This window comes from Stutzerimonas tarimensis, assembly GCF_042648805.1.
Classification (GTDB): Bacteria; Pseudomonadota; Gammaproteobacteria; order Pseudomonadales; family Pseudomonadaceae; genus Azomonas; species Azomonas tarimensis.
Genome location: NZ_JBHRXZ010000003.1, coordinates 27,001 through 45,242, shown reverse-complemented (window position 1 = coordinate 45,242; position 18,242 = coordinate 27,001). Strand labels below are relative to the sequence as shown.

At 63.9% G+C, this 18,242-nt stretch carries 21 protein-coding genes, 2 pseudogenes and 1 riboswitch; of the genes and pseudogenes, 10 read left to right on the top strand and 13 right to left on the bottom strand.

The genetic code is table 11. The annotated features are described in order from the left end of the window. Positions 1 to 20: 20 nt before the first annotated feature. Positions 21 to 638, bottom strand: coding sequence for a GTP cyclohydrolase II (gene ribA, locus ACFOMF_RS02150; protein WP_386360760.1), 618 nt, complete (start codon positions 636 to 638; stop codon positions 21 to 23). A 221-nt stretch (positions 639 to 859) separates the two neighbouring features. On the opposite strand from ribA, the gene ACFOMF_RS02145 reads away from it, so the two are divergent. The 5 genes from ACFOMF_RS02145 to ACFOMF_RS02125 are packed head-to-tail and all read left to right on the top strand — an operon-like array spanning position 860 to position 4,941. Beyond that, a complete protein-coding gene (locus tag ACFOMF_RS02145) occupies positions 860 to 1,270 on the top strand; it encodes a type IV pilin protein (RefSeq protein WP_386360759.1) in 411 nt (136 codons plus the stop codon). Then, entirely contained in the window at positions 1,264 to 1,695 is a 432-nt protein-coding gene (locus ACFOMF_RS02140; RefSeq protein ID WP_386360757.1) for a pilus assembly FimT family protein, read from the top strand. The genes ACFOMF_RS02145 and ACFOMF_RS02140 overlap by 7 nt, the downstream gene beginning before the upstream one ends. Next, positions 1,679 to 2,080: a type IV pilus modification PilV family protein gene (locus ACFOMF_RS02135; protein ID WP_386360756.1), complete on the top strand. Its 402-nt coding sequence runs from the start codon at positions 1,679 to 1,681 to the stop codon at positions 2,078 to 2,080. The genes ACFOMF_RS02140 and ACFOMF_RS02135 overlap by 17 nt, the downstream gene beginning before the upstream one ends. Then, entirely contained in the window at positions 2,077 to 2,778 is a 702-nt protein-coding gene (locus ACFOMF_RS02130; protein ID WP_386360755.1) for a PilW family protein, read from the top strand. The genes ACFOMF_RS02135 and ACFOMF_RS02130 overlap by 4 nt, the downstream gene beginning before the upstream one ends. Before the next feature lie 30 nt (positions 2,779 to 2,808). Next, the gene (locus ACFOMF_RS02125) at positions 2,809 to 4,941 is read left to right on the top strand and encodes a hypothetical protein (protein ID WP_386360753.1); all 2,133 of its coding nucleotides are present in this window, start codon (positions 2,809 to 2,811) and stop codon (positions 4,939 to 4,941) included. A 53-nt stretch (positions 4,942 to 4,994) separates the two neighbouring features. Here the strand turns inward: ACFOMF_RS02125 and ACFOMF_RS02120 are convergent. Further along, positions 4,995 to 5,125 (bottom strand): annotated as a pseudogene (locus tag ACFOMF_RS02120) (IS30 family transposase); the annotation flags it as partial. A 56-nt stretch (positions 5,126 to 5,181) separates the two neighbouring features. Between ACFOMF_RS02120 and ACFOMF_RS02115 the strand changes: the two are divergent. Both ACFOMF_RS02115 and ACFOMF_RS02110 read left to right on the top strand, forming a co-directional pair. After that, positions 5,182 to 5,412 (top strand): annotated as a pseudogene (locus tag ACFOMF_RS02115) (hypothetical protein); the annotation flags it as partial. 458 nt (positions 5,413 to 5,870) lie between these two features. Continuing rightward, positions 5,871 to 7,805 (top strand): methyl-accepting chemotaxis protein, encoded by a 1,935-nt coding sequence (locus ACFOMF_RS02110; protein WP_386360751.1) that lies wholly within the window; start codon positions 5,871 to 5,873, stop codon positions 7,803 to 7,805. 22 nt (positions 7,806 to 7,827) lie between these two features. Here ACFOMF_RS02110 and thiL read toward each other — a convergent pair whose 3' ends face one another. The 7 genes from thiL to nrdR all read right to left on the bottom strand — a co-directional run bounded on the left by thiL (position 7,828) and on the right by nrdR (position 13,504). Beyond that, positions 7,828 to 8,826 (bottom strand): thiamine-phosphate kinase, encoded by a 999-nt coding sequence (gene thiL, locus ACFOMF_RS02105; protein WP_386360749.1) that lies wholly within the window; start codon positions 8,824 to 8,826, stop codon positions 7,828 to 7,830. Between the two features lie 11 nt (positions 8,827 to 8,837). Then, entirely contained in the window at positions 8,838 to 9,314 is a 477-nt protein-coding gene (gene nusB / locus ACFOMF_RS02100) for a transcription antitermination factor NusB (RefSeq protein ID WP_386360748.1), read from the bottom strand. Further along, entirely contained in the window at positions 9,311 to 9,787 is a 477-nt protein-coding gene (gene ribH, locus ACFOMF_RS02095) for a 6,7-dimethyl-8-ribityllumazine synthase (RefSeq protein ID WP_386360746.1), read from the bottom strand. The genes nusB and ribH overlap by 4 nt, the downstream gene beginning before the upstream one ends. A gap of 55 nt (positions 9,788 to 9,842) precedes the next feature. Further along, the gene (gene ribBA, locus ACFOMF_RS02090; RefSeq protein WP_386360744.1) at positions 9,843 to 10,934 is read right to left on the bottom strand and encodes a bifunctional 3,4-dihydroxy-2-butanone-4-phosphate synthase/GTP cyclohydrolase II; all 1,092 of its coding nucleotides are present in this window, start codon (positions 10,932 to 10,934) and stop codon (positions 9,843 to 9,845) included. An 11-nt stretch (positions 10,935 to 10,945) separates the two neighbouring features. Then, positions 10,946 to 11,608 (bottom strand): riboflavin synthase, encoded by a 663-nt coding sequence (locus ACFOMF_RS02085; RefSeq protein ID WP_386360742.1) that lies wholly within the window; start codon positions 11,606 to 11,608, stop codon positions 10,946 to 10,948. A gap of 118 nt (positions 11,609 to 11,726) precedes the next feature. Continuing rightward, positions 11,727 to 11,867: riboswitch (FMN riboswitch) on the bottom strand. A gap of 69 nt (positions 11,868 to 11,936) precedes the next feature. After that, positions 11,937 to 13,040, bottom strand: a complete 1,104-nt coding sequence (gene ribD / locus ACFOMF_RS02080; RefSeq protein WP_386360740.1) for a bifunctional diaminohydroxyphosphoribosylaminopyrimidine deaminase/5-amino-6-(5-phosphoribosylamino)uracil reductase RibD — start codon at positions 13,038 to 13,040, stop codon at positions 11,937 to 11,939. Next, positions 13,040 to 13,504 carry a transcriptional regulator NrdR gene (gene nrdR, locus ACFOMF_RS02075; RefSeq protein WP_386360737.1) on the bottom strand — a complete coding sequence of 155 codons (465 nt, stop codon included), beginning with the start codon at positions 13,502 to 13,504 and terminating at the stop codon, positions 13,040 to 13,042. Before nrdR ends, ribD begins: the two co-directional genes overlap by 1 nt. A 142-nt stretch (positions 13,505 to 13,646) precedes the next feature. Between nrdR and ACFOMF_RS02070 the strand changes: the two genes are divergently transcribed. From ACFOMF_RS02070 to trxA, 3 genes are all read left to right on the top strand, one after another. Next, positions 13,647 to 14,081, top strand: a complete 435-nt coding sequence (locus ACFOMF_RS02070) for a YbaY family lipoprotein (RefSeq protein WP_386360735.1) — start codon at positions 13,647 to 13,649, stop codon at positions 14,079 to 14,081. 40 nt (positions 14,082 to 14,121) lie between these two features. After that, a complete protein-coding gene (gene thpR / locus ACFOMF_RS02065) occupies positions 14,122 to 14,634 on the top strand; it encodes an RNA 2',3'-cyclic phosphodiesterase (protein WP_386360733.1) in 513 nt (170 codons plus the stop codon). Between the two features lie 78 nt (positions 14,635 to 14,712). Then, positions 14,713 to 15,582 (top strand): thioredoxin, encoded by an 870-nt coding sequence (gene trxA / locus ACFOMF_RS02060; protein ID WP_386360731.1) that lies wholly within the window; start codon positions 14,713 to 14,715, stop codon positions 15,580 to 15,582. A gap of 32 nt (positions 15,583 to 15,614) precedes the next feature. Here the strand turns inward: trxA and ACFOMF_RS02055 are convergent, their stop codons facing one another. Genes ACFOMF_RS02055 through ACFOMF_RS02040 form a run of 4 tightly spaced genes read right to left on the bottom strand, consistent with a single transcriptional unit; the run spans position 15,615 to position 18,232 of the window. Continuing rightward, positions 15,615 to 15,968 carry a hypothetical protein gene (locus tag ACFOMF_RS02055; protein WP_386360729.1) on the bottom strand — a complete coding sequence of 118 codons (354 nt, stop codon included), beginning with the start codon at positions 15,966 to 15,968 and terminating at the stop codon, positions 15,615 to 15,617. 7 nt (positions 15,969 to 15,975) lie between these two features. Further along, positions 15,976 to 17,067 carry a hypothetical protein gene (locus ACFOMF_RS02050; protein ID WP_386360727.1) on the bottom strand — a complete coding sequence of 364 codons (1,092 nt, stop codon included), beginning with the start codon at positions 17,065 to 17,067 and terminating at the stop codon, positions 15,976 to 15,978. An 11-nt stretch (positions 17,068 to 17,078) separates the two neighbouring features. Further along, positions 17,079 to 17,819 (bottom strand): energy transducer TonB, encoded by a 741-nt coding sequence (locus ACFOMF_RS02045; RefSeq protein WP_386360725.1) that lies wholly within the window; start codon positions 17,817 to 17,819, stop codon positions 17,079 to 17,081. Continuing rightward, a complete protein-coding gene (locus ACFOMF_RS02040; protein ID WP_386360723.1) occupies positions 17,819 to 18,232 on the bottom strand; it encodes an ExbD/TolR family protein in 414 nt (137 codons plus the stop codon). Before ACFOMF_RS02040 ends, ACFOMF_RS02045 begins: the two co-directional genes overlap by 1 nt. Positions 18,233 to 18,242: the final 10 nt, after the last annotated feature.

Below are 18,242 nucleotides of genomic sequence, written 5' to 3'. Positions count from 1 at the left end.
CAGATGGACGGGCATGATAGTCAGGACTGCTCCGCCTCACCCTGGTGGATCTCGCCAAGCAGATGGCCAAGCTTGCCAGCCTTGGTTTCCAGGTACTTGCGATTGTGCGGATTGAGCCCGATCTGTAGCGCCTTGCGCTTGGCGACACGAATGCCGAACCCTTCCAGCGCCTTGACCTTGCGCGGGTTGTTGGTCATCAGCTCGACCTCGGCAATACCCAGGTGGGCGAGCATGGGCTTGCAGATCGCGTAATCACGCATGTCCGGGGCGAAACCAAGACGCTCGTTGGCCTCCACGGTGTCGGCACCCTCATCCTGAAGGGCGTAGGCACGGATCTTGTTCAGCAGGCCGATACCGCGGCCTTCCTGGCGCAGGTAGAGCAGCACGCCACGGCCCTCGGCGGCGATCGCCTGCAGCGCCGCCTCCAGCTGGTAGCCACAGTCGCAGCGCATGCTGAACAGCGCGTCACCGGTGAGACACTCGGAATGCAGCCGACCCAGCACCGGCGCATCATCGTCCACCGTCCCCATGGTGAGGGCGACGTGCTCCTTGCCGGTTTGCTCATCAAGAAAACCATGCATGGTGAACACGCCGAAGGGCGTCGGCAGCAGGGAGGAGGCAACGAAGACGACGGACACCGTAGTGCTCCAATAACGAAAAGCGGGATTGTATCAGCTACCAGGCCCGATGGAGGGGTCGCGGCACGATCATCGGCGGACCGGCAGAGCACTAGAGCCGCTTGCCTGCCGCATTGACGCCGGTCATTGCGATCGGGTGCCGGCAGGATTAATCTTACTTCAACAGGCATTAACGCCAGCAACGTCATGCAGTCAAGACGAGCTTTAGGCAGGAAGTACCCATGCGCCGGAATCGAGGCTTTACCCTGATCGAAATGCTGATCGCCATTGTGATCGTCGGCATCCTCGCCGGTATTGCCCTGCCGGCATACCAGAACTACGTCAAACGAGGTCATGCCAGCGCCGCGGCTGCTGACCTCTCGGCGCTTTCGACAGCGGTGGAGAATCACTTCCAGCGCACGCTGAGTTATCCGGCCACTCAAGCCAATACGAGTGCAGTCCAGGCGGCCTTTCCTACCTGGCGTGCCGGCTCCGGAGAGTTTGGCTTCCAGTACACCAGAAACAGTGACACGACCTACACGCTCGAAGCCACTGGAACTGGCACAATGACTGGCTGCAATCTAAGCCTTACCAGCACCAACAGTCGCAGCCCCAGCAGTAGCGACAGCGCCTGCGGAGGCTTCTCATGGTAAGCCTCCAACCTTTACTCTCACGGGGCTTTAGCTTGATCGAGCTGATGATAGCCATAGCCCTGATTGGCATTCTGGCCGTGGCAGCCTCTCCTTTCACCGTGGAGTGGTCGAACAGCGCACAACGGCAAACCGCCAAGAACGACCTGGTCCTGGCCTACGGCCAGGCCAAGGCTGCCGCCATTCGCAATAGCTGCAGTACCTCCATCGAGCTGGAGTTCGGCACCAGCATCGCCGTCAAATGCGGTCACAACACGCTCTGGCAAGCCACGCCCCCATCGAGCGTGACCATCGAGCTATTCGATGCAGCATCTGACAAGATTACCTCGCCACTGACCTTCGACAACCGCGGCCTGCCCAGTTCACGCATTACATACGCGGTCAGCACGGGCGGAGCGCAAGGAGTCAAGGATGAAGGCATTCTGTAATAACCAGCGCGGCATATCCCTGATCGAGGCCATGGTCAGCATGCTTCTGGTCGTCGTCATGGGCCTGGGCCTGGCCTACGCCAGCAGCAGGGCATTGCTCGTCCAGCGCTATACCACCACACAGAATCTGGCGGTCATTCAGATGCGGGAAGTGCTGCAACGCCCACCGATCGATAGCACCGTCCCCCTTGATCTAGGCGGCGGTTCCCTCACGGCAAACTATGGTTCCGGTACGACACAAAGCATCACCGTTAGCATCACCCCAGTAAATGGTCTCCCAATCAGCACTACCGTAGAGAGCGAGGCCGTCGGGCGTTATGTCAAAACCGATAGCGACAACTGGCTCGGCGGCACGGTGGAAATCAACACAGGAACAGGCCAATGACGCCGCGTTACCATCAGCACGGTGTCTCGCTGACTTCCCTGCTGGTTGGGCTGGTCGTTTCCATGATCGTCATTCTCAGCAGCATGGCGCTGTTCAACAACACCCTGCAGAGCAACACTCGCTCCAGCCAGGATGCCCGCCTCACCGGCGAGCGCGCCACCGGCCTGCTGGTAGCCCATATGGAGCTGCAAGGTGCCGGCTTCGGAATCGACAACGCCCAGCCCGGTACCCATTTGCGCCTGATCTCTGGAGCGACCCTCACGGGAGCGCCCCCCACCAACGGCGCCCTCTCTGGCACCCCACAAAACATCGGTAGCGGCCAGCGCACGGGCAACGCCCTGATCTGGAGCCAGGCCCCCAATCTCAGTACAGGCCAAGTCACCTGTACTGGACTGTATGCGCCTGCTACAGGCGACCTTGGGCTTTACCTGCTGCGCTCGCAACCCTGCAGCGACGCGACAGAAGACCTCACCTGGGATGCCCAGCCGCTAATAACGGATGGCGAGAATCAACCCTTTCGCAAGGTCCAGGAATTTACCTTCACTGTCCGCCATCAGGATTGTCAAGGCCTGGGCGTCGCCGGACAGGGCCACCTGGAAGTCACCCTGAACACAAAGCACAGCACGGGCGCTACCAAGGCTGACAGCGATGCCATCGACCTGAGCAGCACCACCTGCCTGCTGAATTTTCCGCAGTAATCGCCTGCACGGCTCTTATGGAGAAGCGCCATGACTCCCCACACGCTCCCCCCCAGCCAACGTGGCGTGGCCACACTCCTGATCGTAGTACTGGTCGGGTTGTCACTGACTGCAGCGGTCGGTGGCGGTATTTATTACAACAGAGCTCATCAGGAACAGGCGATAACACTGCACGCACAGACTCAGGCGCAGGCTAGGGCGTGGGCAGCAGCAGAAATCATTCGAGAATTCTGGCAGGAGGCTGCCAAAAGCAAAGAGAACATTGAAAGCCTCGTAGGTGCAGAGGCACCCATAATATTTGATCAAAGTATTATGCCAGGCACCAACGCATCTCTAGTGGAAATGAAAAACATATCTGCCGATGTCTACCACGCCAAAGTAAAGATAGTCGCAACTGCAGCCAGCAACACACGTGCCGAAAGCAATTCAACCCTAGAAGCAATCTATCAGATAACCCCCTCTGGACAGTCAGTAAATCCGGAGCCCGACCTGCGAGTCATTCACTTTCAAGATGGCTTGGACATCAGCGGCGACCTCAAGGTGCATGTATCGCCAGGTCAAACCTACGAGATCGTTGTCGACGGAGACGTCAGGCTGGGCGGTTTATCCACTGGTGGTATTGATGTAATTCGCTCGACCGGGTCAATCAGGTTTGTTGGCGGCTCAGCCACCAACTTCCAGGAAATGCACGCCAACTGCGACATACTATTAAGCAACGGTAACTTTACCGTAAACAACGTCAAGGCCACTCGTAATGCCTGCCTGGCCAATACCATCAACAGCCAGTCGATCACTGCCAATGGATCGGTGGAGGTGACCGGAGGTAAGCACGGAGATATCCGTGCCTTGTCCAACAAGCCGGCAGGTACTGCGCAATGTGCAACTGGAGCGGCACAGCTGTGCACTATAAGCCCGACCTCCGGAGTGAAGACTAACCCTACACCCACCATCGACAACATCTACTCTAAGGGAAATGTTGAAATCAATAGCAGCGTAAACGCTGGTCATATTCAAGCAGAAGGTGATCTGAGGATCGTTGGTTGTGCGCCTAATTGGTCCTCAGCTGTCTATGGGGGAAGCTTTTTCGACAACCCTAACTGTAGCCGAAGCGCAACGCGCTCCAGCCAGCCAGTGGTACTGGTCCCCGTACCGCCTGTAGAAGTGGAAGCCGAGGTATTCGATGCCAACACCCTCCGAGATCTAGCCAACTACATCTACTCCTATAAGAACGGCGCAGTGAGAGTAAAAATTCAAGGCGTGGATGGAGTTCGCAACTCTGCTAATGAAGAAAATCCACAGGAGGTGCGTGATAATGGCTACTACTACCGCAGGGCCAATATCATCGACCCAACCAATACAGGCTGGACCAATAGGACTGTCGACGGTTACGCATGCATCAATAACAACACCCCATCGCGAAAGGATGAGACTGACGGCCATTGTTTAGTACAACTGGGCATCGCGAATAACATTACCACTCCTTTGCCGGCGTACGTCAACAAATGGGATTTTACAGGCTGGGAGTTCAATGGAAAAAACCATGCCCCTGGAGTTATTCTTGCGGACGGTGATATCAGCATCGAGAACGGAGTCTACACCAACACTTTTATCTCCACTGGCAATCTTCGTGTAACCAGTGCCGGCGGGGCGGTATTTTCGTTGAACTATGCCGGCCCTGACGGCATTACTGCCGGCGGACATACTGCCCTAGGCGTCTGCAACAACAGTATTTACTCGTTGCGACCGACTGAGTTTTGCAAGAACGGCTACACTCCCAAAGCACATGGCGGCATAGGCAACTATGCACTGCTTGCTGGCAGCTGTCCGCCTGGCAGCGCCAATGGATGTAGCAAAAGTGAATATCTCGGAGGAGATATTAAGGTAGACAAATCGGTATTCGGCGCGATCAAGGCTGGCAACCTATTTACCGGTTCGAGTTCAGTTTCGGTACACGGCTATATATCAGCCTTAGCGCAGCGCAGTAACGGAACTACTGTCAACAAAATCACTGGTGGAGCCACTATTGATCTTCGTGTGCCGGCAGAGGCGCAAGATCGTTACAACCCTGCCGGCAGTTCGACAACTTCTGACAGCGGCAGTGGCGGGCCAGGCGATGGATCTAGTGGTGCTGCTGTCAACATACTCTGGAGCCGCTATATCTAATCGCCAAGATCAATGGTCTCTGAGGGTGCGGTAGAGACGATGGTTACCCACCCAGGGCTGTGCGGATCGCAGAAGTAGATCGCCATACCGGTCTTCTGGGTGACTTTGGCGCGCCGCGCCATCTCCATTCCTGGCCGTACGTCATGCTCTTGCGCATCGCCAGCGGCGTCATCCGAAGCTGAGCGTCCGATTCCCTTCTGGAGCTCCCCGGCATGATGACAAGGTCGAAAAGTCTACCTCTACCCCAAGCCTGTCGACTTCCGAAAATCCATCGACGGCCTGACCGCCTTGGTCGAGCTGAATATCAAGGTCGCGGTGTTCGACCCGGTGCCATTCGTCTTCGAAACGGGCAGGCGCCCACTCGATTGCCGGCATGAGTGTAGCCGAGACGAGGCATCGCCAGCGCCTGGCCGTGCGCAGCCAAGATCACGAAGCGCCCCGCCATGGCCAAGCAGTTACCTGCTCCCCTGATCGCAGATGGCTTTCCCAAACCCGGGTGCCCATCGACTCTCGATTTCCTCGGGACGATGACGAATGCCCTTCCCGGCTGGATAGCGGTCATACGCCGAACATGATCAAGCTCGAAGCCACTTGCCAGATGAAGTCGAGGCCTACGCTTCGCAAGCACCTCACCTGGCAGAAACCCCACGTAGACGTGAGGTGCATCGACTGCACCTGCAGTTATCCATAACTGATCGACAACGCAGCATCACGCACCCCATTGATGCATTCAGGCAAATCCAGGCACGTAACTAGCGACCATTTGCACCGATCTGGTGCCCAAAATACAGCTTGTCACTTTTGGCTTGAAGGTCAGGATTTTGCCCTCCAGAATCGCCACCCGGTTGGCTCCAAGGCTCTATCACAGGCCTCGTAGCTGGAATCTTGCGTGCTGCCCGGCAGACGCGCGGCAGAAAGGTGAGGTCGGTATGACGTCTTGGCGAAGCAGTATCCAAACGAAGTTGATCGTGAGCATGGGAACCGCGTTGCTGCTCAGTGTGCTTACCGTGATCGGCCTGTATGCGCTGGCGATGAACAGGCAGACCGAGGACAACCTGGTGGGCCAGGTACTTCCCGAGCGAGTGAACGCCATTCGCAACGACCTGGAGCGCACCCTGGCAGGGCCGGTGGTGGCCATCGGCAGCATCGCGAACAACCCGCTGGCGCAGAACTGGCTGGCCGACGGCGAGGCCCCGCAGCGGATCGACGAATTCGTGGACTACCTGGAGGCCGTCAGGCTCGACCAGCAGGCGTTGACCACCTCGATCGTTTCGCTGGAAAGCGGGCGCTATTACTCGGACAAGGGGCTCACCCGGACGGTGAACCGCAGCAATCCACAGGAGGGCTGGTTCTACAGCCTGGTCGACAGCGCGGAGAACCTGCGCTTCGAAATCGATATCGACAAGGCGACCGGCAGGATCACCCTCTTCATCAACCAACGCATCAGCCGCGGCGGCGAGACGCTCGGGGTCGCGGGCCTGGGCTTCAGCCTGGACAGCATGTCGCAGCGGATCGCCGACGCCCGCTTCGGGAAACGCGGAGAAATCTATCTGGTGCGCCCATCCGACCAGAAGGTGAAGATCCACCCGGACGCCTCGTTCAACGACACCAAGCTGCTCGCCGAGCTCGTCGGGCAGGAAGCCTCGGCCCGCCTGCTGGAGAACCCGAGCGGCGCTACCCGCTTCGAGCGCGACGGCGAGACCTTCCTGTCGGTCGCCCAGCCGCTCGACACCCTGGGCTGGGTGCTGATCGCGGAAATCCCCGAGGACGAGATCTTCGCCGAGGCGCGCCAGGCGATGTGGACCACCAGCGCCGTCGGCCTGGCCATCGCGCTCGGCTTCCTCATCTTCGTCGCCCTGCTCGCGCGCGGGCTGGTGCGTCCAATCCGGACGGTCACCACGGCCCTGACCGAGATCGGCAGCGGTGGCGGCGACCTGACCCGCCGCCTGGACGATACCCGGGACGACGAGCTGGGCGACCTGGCGCGAGGCTTCAACCGCTTCGTGGAAAGCCAGCACCATCTGATCAGCCAGGTGCGCGAGACCAGCCAGACACTGCGCAGCGCCGTGACCCAGGTCGCCCTGGTCGTCGAGAACACGGCGGAGCGGGCCGACCGGCAGCAGCAGATGACCGACATGGTAGCCACCGCGGTCAATGAAATGGGCCTGACGGTTCAGGAGATCGCGCGCAACGCCAGCGACGCCGCCGGCGCCTCCCAGTCCGCACGCGGCGAGGCGTCCGAGGCCAGCCAGCAGGTGAGCGAATCCACCGCGCTCATCGAGCAGATGTCCGGCGAGATCGGCGGCGCGGCGAAGGCGGTCATGCAACTGGCCGACGAGGTCGCGTCGATCGACCAAGTGCTGGCGGTGATCCGCGGCATTTCCGATCAGACCAACCTGCTGGCCCTGAACGCGGCGATCGAGGCGGCCCGCGCCGGCGAAGCGGGTCGCGGCTTCGCGGTGGTGGCCGACGAGGTTCGCACCCTGGCCTCGAAAACCCGGGCGTCCACCGAGGATATCCAGAACATGATCGGCCGGCTGAAGGCAGGCGCCGATACCGCGGTGGCCTCGATGCAGACCGGCCAGGCCGCCACCGGGACCGGTGTCGAATCGAGCCAGCGCACCGGCACCTCGCTCACCCGCATCACGGGTCAGATCGAGCGGATCAGCGACATGAACATCCAGGTGGCGACCGCGACGGAGGAGCAGTCGTCGGTGACCGAGGAGATCAACCGCAACGTTCAGGGTATCGCCACCCTCGCCGCCGACACGGCGACCGACGCCACGGCCTGCCGCAGCGACTGCCGCACCCTGCAGGCGCTGGCGGATGACCTCTCGAAGCAGATGAGCAACTTCCGGCTATAGCCAGCTGGCGCGGCCCCGGGCGCTACGCGTTGCGCCTGGGCGCTGCCGGACGCTCGGCCGACGGCTCCGCGAAATGGTTGTACCCGCCCTGGCTGATTGCGATCTCGTCGCCGTCAGGCCCTAGCAGGCACAGGCCGGCGCCCTCCTCCACGCGCCCGATGACCGAGACGGGCCAGACCTCCCGGGCAAGCTCGGCGACATGCTCGGGCGCCAGGGTGAAGGCGAGCCGGTAATCGTCGCCGCCCGAGCAGGCACAGGCGAGCGCCCGCTCGGCGCCAAGGAAGGTCTTCGCAGGTGCAGGACAGGGCACCCGCGCTTGCTCGATCACCAGGCGGACGCCGGAGGCGGCGGCGATGTGCCCGCAATCGGCGAGCAGCCCGTCGGAGATATCGAGCGCCGCCCCGGCACGCTCCCTCAGCCAGCGCCCCAGCGCCAGCTGCGGCCTGGGCGTCCAGTACTCGGCGAGCAGCGGGGCGGCGACCTCGGGCGCGGCGCTCGACGTACCGAGCACCAATGGCAAGGCCGCCGCTGCCGCGCCGAGCGGCCCGCCCACGCACAACAGCTCGCCCGGCCGCGCGCCGGCGCGTGTCAGGGCCTGGCCGGCTGGCACCCGGCCGAGCACGGTGAGGGTCAGACACAGCGGCCCCCGCGTGGTGTCGCCACCGGCCAGGCGGATGCCACAGTGCGCGGCCACGCGTTCCAGGCCCCGGGCGAAGTCCTCGAGCCAGGCCGGCTCCGCCTGCGGCAGGGTCAGCGCCAGGGTGAAGGCAAGAGGGTCCGCGCCCATCGCGGCGAGATCGCTGACCGAGACGGCCAGGGCTCGCTGCGCCAGCAGGAAGGGATCGCAGGGATCGGGAAAGTGCACTCCGGCCACCAGGGTGTCGGTGGACACCGCCAGGTGCTCGCCGGGTGGCAGCGCGAGCAGGGCGCAGTCGTCGCCGATCCCCTGCAGCAATTCGCCGCCAACACGCGCACAGGCGGCAGCGGCGAAATAGCGGCCGATCAGCTCGAATTCGCCCATGCCCGGCCGGGTCAGCGCTTGCGCGTCTCGGCGCTGCGCAGGCTCGGCGCCAGCTTGTCGAGCACGCCGTTGACGAACTTGTGGCTCTCGGTGGCACCGAACACCTTCGCCAGTTCGATACCTTCATTGATGACGACCCGGTAAGGCACGTCGATCCGCTGCATCAGTTCGTAGGTCGACAATCTGAGGATGGCCAGCTCCACCGGATCCAGCTCATCCAGGGCGCGATCCAGGTGAGGGGTGATCGCCCCGTCGACTTCGGTGCGCTGGCGGGCGACGCCGGTGAGCAACTCATGGAAATAGACGCCATCGACATGATTGAAGTCGTTATCCACGCGGAACTGGGCTTCGATCTCGTTGAGTGACTGGCCTGCCATGTGCCACTGGTACAGTGCCTGCATCGCCAGGCTGCGGGCAGCCTTGCGCGTCGCGATCTTCCCTTTCGCCGGCTTCGGCGCTTGGCCGTCGTCGTCGCGGTTCAAGCTCACTTGGCCTCCAGCTGCGCCAGCAGACTCACCATTTCCAGGGCCGACAGCGCCGCTTCGGCGCCCTTGTTGCCGGCCTTGGTGCCGGAGCGCTCGATGGCCTGCTCGATGGAGTCGACGGTCAGGACGCCAAAGGCGACCGGCACGTTGAACTGCATGGACACCTGGGCCAGGCCCTTGGTGCACTCACCGGCCACGTACTCGAAGTGCGGCGTACCGCCGCGGATCACTGCGCCGAGGGCGATGATGGCGTCGAACTGCCCAAGTCCTGCCACCCGCTGGGCCACCAGCGGCAGCTCGAAAGCGCCGGGTGCGCGGATGATGGTGATGGCGTCTTCGCTGACACCGTGGCGAACCAGCGCATCGACAGCACCGGAGACCAGGCTCTCGACGACAAAGCTGTTGAAACGGCCGACCACCAGGGCGAACTTTCCTTTGGGGGCGATGAAGGTACCTTCGATGGTCTTCAGGGGCATAGCGGATCTCATCTCATTTAAAGAGCGAAGGCGCTGCACGGGGCAGCGCCAGGCATCATTCGGCGGGCAGGTATTCTACAACTTCCAGATCAAAGCCGGATATGGCGTTGAACTTCATCGGCGAACTCATCAGGCGCATCTGACGAACGCCCAGATCGCGCAGGATCTGAGAGCCGGCGCCGACCGTGCTGTAGGTGCCGGGCGGCTTGCCGGCCTGACCCACTGTACCTTCGCGAACATGCGCCAGCAGGTCCTCCTGATCCACAGGATTGCCCAGCAGCAAAACCACGCCGCTGCCCACCTCGGCCACCTTGGCCATGGCCGCCCGCAGGCTCCAGCGCCCGGCCTGGCGAACCATCAGCAGATCGCGCAGAGGATCCATGGTATGCACCCGCACCAGGGTCGGCTGGTCCGGCGAAATGGACCCTAGGGTCAGGGCCATGTGCACGTCGCCCTCGACCGAGTCGCGATAGGTCACCAGGTTGAACGGGCCCTGCTCAGTATCCAGGGGCTGCTCGGCGATCCGCTCGATGGTGCGTTCGTGCAGCAGCCGATAGTGGATCAGATCGGCGATGGTGCCGATGCGGATGCCGTGCTGCTCGGCGAAGGCTTCGAGTTCAGGGCGGCGGGCCATGGTGCCGTCGTCGTTCATGACTTCGCAGATCACCCCGCTCGACTCGAAGCCGGCCATGCGCGCCAGGTCACAGGCGGCCTCGGTATGCCCGGCCCGTGCCAGTACGCCGCCCGGCTGAGCCATCAGCGGAAAAATGTGGCCCGGGCTGACGATGTCTTCGGCGCGGGCGCTGCGCGCCGCCGCGGCCTGCACCGTGCGCGCGCGGTCTGCCGCGGAAATTCCGGTGGTCACGCCTTCGGCGGCCTCGATGGATACGGTGAACTTGGTGCCGAAGCCCGAGCCGTTGCGCGGCGCCATCAAGGGCAGCTTGAGCACCTCGCAGCGCTCGCGGCTCATGGGCATGCAGATCAGGCCACGGGCGAAGCGCGCCATGAAGTTGATGTGCTCGGCCTGTACGCACTCGGCGGCCATGATCAGGTCGCCTTCGTTCTCGCGGTCTTCGTCATCCATCAGGATGACCATCTTGCCGGCCCGAATGTCTTCGATCAGCTCGGCGATACTGTTAAGAGCCATGCGGCTACCCCTTAATGCTTGAGAAAGCCGTTTTCGGCGAGAAAACCTTCGGTAATGCCGGACGACTGCGGCTCGGCGGCCTTTTCGCCAAGCAGCAGTCGCTCCAGATAACGGGCCAGCAGGTCCACCTCGAGATTCACCCGACGCCCGGGCCGGTAGTCGGCCATGATGGTTTCGCTCAGGGTATGCGGAACGATGGTCAACTCGAACTGCGCACCGTTCACCGAGTTGACCGTGAGGCTGGTGCCGTCCACGGTGATCGAGCCCTTCAGCGCGATGTACCTGGCCAGCTCCGCCGGGGCACGCACGACGAACTGGACCGCCCGGGCATTGTCCTGGCGCGAGACGATCTCACCGACGCCGTCCACATGTCCGCTCACCAGATGACCGCCGAGGCGGCTGGTGGGGGTCAGAGCCTTTTCCAGGTTGACCGGACTGCCGGCCTTGAGATCGTTGAACCCAGTGCGGGTCAGGGTTTCGCGGCTGACGTCGGCCCAGAAGCCGTTGCCGGGCAGCTCCACGGCCGTCAGGCATACGCCGTTGACGGCGATGCTGTCGCCAAGCTTGACGTCACCCAGATCGAGCTTGCCGGTTTCCACCAGGACCCGCACGTCGCCCCCCTTGGGAGTCAATGCGCGAATGGTGCCTATTGCTTCGATTATGCCGGTGAACATGGCTGCACCCCGGCGCAAGGAATGGTTCGATACATGAAGAAGACTCCTGTTTTTCAAGAAAACAGGGCTTGCGGATCGATAGGGATTGCGCACGACCCCGCGAAGGGCGTGTCGGAGATCCCGCTCTCTCTCATCCGGACTCTGACCGTCGGCCCCGGGATCTCACCGGGTCTGCTGACCTTGCCGAGGCAAGCGCTCGCGGGCTAGGCAGGGTGCCATTACCGCCGGTGGGGAATTTCACCCCGCCCTGAGAACGTAACCGGCCGCGACGCGACCAGCGGCAGGTTTGTAGCACAATCGGACGACAGCGGAAAGCAGGGATGGCAGCTCAGAGGGGGCAGGCGGTGATGCACAGGTCCATGCCGAAGGAGCGGACGTCGATAATGCTCAGCTCGCGCGCCTCGCTCATGCGCTCCAGCGGCATCTCCAGCAGCGGACGGGCGATGGAGCCGAGCAGCTTGGGCGCCATGAATATCCGATATTCGTCCACCAGCCCGAGCCGGGCGAAGGCACCGGCCAGGCGCGGCCCCGCCTCGACCAGCACCTCGTTGGCACCGCGCCGGGCCAGCTCGCCAAGCAGGGCCTGCAGATCCACCTGGCCAGGCCCGCCGGGCTGGGTCAACACATCCAGCCCCGCGGCCCGGTAGGTATCGGGCGGATCAAGACGGGTCGCCACGAGTGCGGGGCCAGCCTGGAAAAAAGGCGCGTCGAGTGGCACCCGCAAACGGCCATCGATCAGGACCCGCAGCGGCGGGCGCGCCAGGGCCAGGGCTGTCTGCTCGGCGTCGAGCCCCAGCTCCTCGCCACGGACGGTGAGCCGCGCGGCATCGGCCAGCAGCGTGTCGGCACCGGTGAGCACTACGCTGGACCCTGCCCGCAAACGCTGCACCTCCGCCCGCGCCGCCGGACCGGTGATCCACTGGCTCTCGCCGCTGGCCATGGCGGTGCGCCCGTCAAGGCTCATGGCCAGCTTGACCCGCACGTAGGGCAATCCGGTCTTCATTCGCTTGACGAAGCCGGCATTCAACGCCAGCGCCTCGCCTTCCAGCACGCCACAGGTGACCTCGATCCCCGCCTCGCGCAGCCGCTGCAATCCTCGCCCCGCCACCAGCGGGTTGGGATCCTGCATCGCAGTGACGACGCGGCCGACCCTGGCCTGCACCAGCGCTTCGGCGCAGGGTGGCGTGCGGCCGTAATGGCTGCATGGCTCCAGGGTCACGTACGCCGTTGCTCCGCGTGCGCGCTCACCGGCCTGGCGCAGTGCATGAACTTCGGCGTGCGGCTCGCCGGCGCGCACATGCCAGCCCTCGCCCACCACCTCACCCTGAGCCACCACTACGCAGCCGACCCGGGGGTTGGGATGGGTGGAATAGAGACCCTGGCGCGCCAGCTGCAAGGCCTGCGCCATGAAGGCGTGGTCGAGCGGGTGCATCAGCTCTTGCCCGGCTCGCGGGAGAGCCGATCGATTTCGTCGCGGAACTCGCTCAGATCCTGGAACCGGCGATACACCGAGGCAAAGCGAATGTAGGCGACCTCGTCGAGCTTCTGTAGCTCGGCCATCACCAGTTCGCCCAGCACACGCGACTTGACCTCCCGCTCTCCAGTGGCCCGCAACCGATGTTTGATATGGGCGATTGCCGCCTCCAGACGCTCGACGCTGACCGGCCGCTTTTCCAGTGCGCGCTGCATGCCGCCGCGCAGCTTCTCTTCATCGAATGGCTGCCGGCTGCCGTCCTGCTTGATCAGCCGGGGCAGGACCAGCTCGGCAGTCTCGAAGGTCGTGAAGCGTTCGCCGCAGGCGACGCATTCACGCCGCCGGCGTACCTGGTCGCCCTCGGCGACCAGGCGCGAATCGATCACCTTGGTATCGTTGGCAGCGCAGAATGGACAGTGCATGCTGGAAGCGATCCTTGTAGAGATCGCCATCTTAGCGCATCCACTTCTGCCATGGGCGATCACCTGCCGCCGAGCGGCGCGAGACAGGCGCACGGCTTGCTGCTATACAAAACGCCCCTGCCCACTGGTCGAGAGGTCTGCCGTGCCCCTGCGTTTCGCTCTTTTCCCTGCCTTGCTCATACTCCTTGCCGGCTGCACGACGCCGACCGACGAGGCGATCACCGCTGCGCCCGCCACCGTGACCGGCCCTGTCGGCCAGGACCCCCAGGCTGCCAGCCTGAACGCCATCAGTGGCAGCCTGCTGGGTGTCCCGGCAGGCGCCGAGGTGGAATTGGCCCTGCTGCAGGTGGGTCAGGGCCGTCGCCCGGAGCGCTTGCTGGCCAACCTGCGGCTGCAGGGTGACGGCGACGAGTTGCCGTTTCTCCTGCAGTTCAATCCGGATAGCTTTGCCGCCGACCGCCCCGTGGAACTGCGCGGACGGGTGACCCAGCGCGGCCAATTGATCCTTCAGCTGCCGCCCCGTAGCCTCGCCAGCTCGGCGAGCCAATCGATCGGCCAGTTGCGCGTGCAGCCATGATCGAGCGCGGTCGCTGGGCGAGCGTCGAGGCGCAGCCTGCATGACTGACGGGCTGCGCCTGTTCTTCGCCTTGCCCTGCCCACCGGCCGAGGCCGAGCGGATAACGGCCTGGCGAAACAGTCTGGCGAGGCAGCCAGGTCGATCGGTGGCGCAGGACAACCTGCACGTCACCCTCGCCTTTCTTGGCCGCCAACCCGCCGCACGCCTGGCGTCCCTGCGCACCCTTGCCGGAGCGCTCCGGACCGAACCCTTCGAGCTGCGCCTGGAGCGACTGGGGCTCACCGCCGGTGGCGTGCTCTGGCTCGAGCCGAGCGATGCGCCGGCCGCTCTCCTGCAACTGGCCACCGGGCTGCGGGAAGCGCTGGCGGAGGCCGGGGTGGACTACGATCGCCAGGAATTTCGCCCCCACCTGACGCTCTATCGCCAGGCCGATGCGAGACCCGAAGGCGCTTCGCCAGTGCTGGCATGGCAAGTCGATCGCTTCGCCCTCTATCACTCGCAGGACACCGCTGCAGGAGTTCGTTACCGCTCTCTGGCAGACTGGCCGATATAGCTCCGCGCGCCCTTGCTTCCCGACAGCGGCGCCCCCACTTACCATGGACATCACCTACCGATCCGGTGCCGATTACCGATGAGCCAGTCTTCCTTCATCTATGACGTCAACGATGCCAACTTCGAACAGCTGGTCATCGAGAATTCCTTCCACAAGCCCGTGCTGGTCGACTTCTGGGCGGAATGGTGCGCGCCCTGCAAGGCGCTGATGCCCCTGCTCGCCAGGATTGCCGAGGAGTATCAGGGCGAGCTGCTGCTCGCCAAGGTCAATTGCGATCTGGAACAGGACGTGGTGATGCGTTTTGGCATCCGCAGCCTGCCGACCGTGGTGCTGTTTCGTGACGGCCAGCCGGTGGACGGCTTCGCTGGCGCGCAACCTGAATCGGCGATTCGCGCCCTGCTCGAGCCACATGTCCAATTACCTGCATCCGCAGCGGGCGACCCGCTTGAAAGTGCCCAGGCGCTGTTTGACGCAGCTCGCTTTGGCGAAGCGGAACAGCTGCTCAAGGACATCCTGACCGAAAACAATGAACACGCCGGGGCCCTGTTGCTCTACGCCCGCTGCCTGGCCGAACGCGGCGAGCTGGGCGAGGCGGAACTGGTGCTCGACGCGATAAAGGGCGACGAGCACAAGCAGACCTTGGCGGGGGCGCGTGCGCAGCTGACATTCCTGCGCCAGGCCGGCGACTTGCCTGAGGTTGCCCTGCTCAAATCACGCGTCGCGCAAGACCCCGAAGACGACGAGGCTGCCTATCAGCTGGCCATCCAGCAACTGGCGCGACAGCAACACGAAGCGGCGCTGGATGCCTTGCTGAAGCTCTTCGTGCGCAACCGGAGCTACGGCGACGGGCTACCACACAAGACGCTATTGCAGGTATTCGATCTGCTGGGCAACGATCACCCACTGGTCACCAGCTACCGTCGCAGGTTGTACCAGGCCATCTATTGAAGACCTGCCGCTGGCCAGTAAGGTGGTGGCGCTCATCCTGTCCAGCGGTACAGCGGCGTCTCCCCGTCTTGCTGGATCCGCACCTGCGGGCAATGCCGCAGACGCACCAGCAGGCGCTTGGCGGCCGCCATGTTGCCCGTCAGCGGCTCGAATTGCTCGAGCAAGGCCGGGCCGCTGAGTTCGCCGGCCTCGCGAAGAAGATCCTGCGCAGCCTGCCAGAGCGGGTCGTTACCCGGACTCGACCGGGGCGCAGCGGTCGCGTCCGCCTCGGTTGGCCCAGCTTCGACCGCTGAGAGGTCCTTGCCCAGCTGCGCCCAGTCACTGGCGTCCAGGTCGACTTCCAGATCGACCGGCCAATTGCCGATCCGTCCTCGAATACGAATCATGATCGGCTCACGGACGTTGAGCGAACTGGGGCAGTTTGTCCATGCCCATCTCGCTTTCGGCCCACTGGCGCCAGTCGCGCACCGTCTGGTGATCAGCCCCGGCCCGCTCCGCCTGTCCCAATGCATCAAGACCGGCCCGCCAGTTGGCTTGCTCCAGCTCCAGCTGGGCGACGTTCATCCAGTGCCCCGCCTGCCCGGTCCTGCCGGCCAGCTCACGATAGGCGCTGGCGGCCCGGGCACGTTCGCGTGCCTGCCACCAGAGCACACCCAGGCGCTCCTGGCGAGCCGGGGACAGCTGCAGCAGGCCTTCGGCGATCATGCCTTCGAGCAACCGCGCGCCCTGCCAGGGTTGCTCGGCCGCACTGGCCATCAGCACCAGATTGTCCAGCTCGCCTTCGGTGAAGTTCAGTCCCTTGGTCCTTGCCGTACGCAGGGTAGCCAGGGCGCGCTGCTCTTCGCCAGCCATCTGTTGCAGCCCGGCGAGCTGCCACCAGGCCCTGGTCTGATCAGGCGTGCGCAGCAGCAACTGACGCTGCCAGCGCTCCGCCTCCGCATAGCGCTTGAGACTGGCATTGCCCGCCACCAGCAACTGCAGCCAGGTGTCTTCGGCATTGGGGTTGGCTCGCACATAGCGCTCGGCCAGCGGCAACGCCCGGTCATGCTGTGCGAGCCCCTGATAGGCCTGAACGAGCATTTTCAGCTGTTCCTCCGGGGCTTTCTCCGGCAGCGGCGAGAGCAGCTTGACCACCCGCCGATAACGACCCTCGACCAGATTCAGGCGGGCCAGGTTGAGGCGCTCCTCGGCCTGCGCCTGGTCGTCCAGCTTGCCGGTGGCATAGGACTTCTCCAGCCACTCCAGCGCGCGCCGATTATCGCCCTCGGCCCAGGCCAGGTAGCCACGGCTGCGGCAGATCAGCGCGTCCTCGAGGCTACCCTCACGCGGCGAAGTCTTCTCCAGCGAGCGGCGCGCCGCGCCATAATCGCCCTTCTGCTGCGCGCGCTGCGCCTCCTGCAGCGCCTGGAACACGACCGGATCGATACTCTGCGCGGCCTGCAGCGGCCCCGCGGCAAGGAGTAACACCAGCAGCATGCGCCTCATTCTCAGGATCCTCATTGCAAACGGAATTGCAGGGTCTTGACCGCTTCGCGCGCCACCGGCTGGCCGTTCTCGGTACGCGGCGCGAAACGCCAGCGGGCCGCCGCCCGCCGCGCTTCACGGTCGAAGGTATTGGGCGGCGACGCCTCGATCACCCGGATGTTTTCCACGCGGCCTTCAGGGGTGATGGTGAAGGCCAGCTTGATATGCCCCTCGATCCCCCGCTGCTGGGCTCTCACCGGATATTGCGGACGCACGTCGTTGAGTGGCACCACCTCGTGCTCGGGACCGCCTGGCGCGCCGCCGGCCGGCGCGGCCTCGGCCACGCTGGGCGCTGCTGCCGGTGCGCTGGGCGCTGGCGCGGAAGACGGGGCCACCTGAGCGGTCAGGCCGGAGAGGCTGGGGGTCGGCGCAGCCGCCACCGAGATGTTGGCGTCGATGCTTGGCAATTGCATATCGAGCTGCGGCAGATTTGCCTGGGGCGCGGCCGCGGTCGGCATTGGCGGTGTGGGCGGCTGCGGGGTCTGCTGTTGAGGCGGTTGTGGCGCCTGCTGCCTGCTGCGCGTCGCGGCGCTCTCCTGGCGACCGTCCATGCGCACGAAGTTGGCCACCGCAAGAGGATCCTCGGGAGCCTTGGCTCTCGGCGGCATGACCATCGCCAGCATCAGCACGAACAGGCCCAGGGCCGTCGCGCAGGCGGCCAGAAACGACAGCCCCAGGCGGACCGGCCGCAAGCCAGCCTGCGCCGTGCTCATCAGCGCCCGCCTGCGGTGGCCGCCAGGGCCACGTCACGAACACCCGCCAATCGGGCCTGATCCATCACCTGGACCACCAGGCCGGTGCGCGCATCCTCGTCGGCCTGGACGACCACTGCACCGTCGGGCTGGTCGACCCGCAAACGCTCGACGTGTGCCCGCACGCTGCGAGCGTCGACGGCCTGCTTGTCGATCCAGATCTGGCCATCGGCCGTGACCGCGATGAAAATGTTGCCTGCGTCCTGGGCGCTGGCGGTGTCCGCCTGGGGACGCTGGACCTCGACTCCGGCCTCGCGCATGAAGGTACTGGTGACGATAAAGAAGATCAGCATGATGAACACCACGTCGAGCATCGGCGTGAGATCGATTCCGGTTTCTTCTTCCTGCTGAAGACTGTGACGGCGCATGCGCATGGGCTATTCC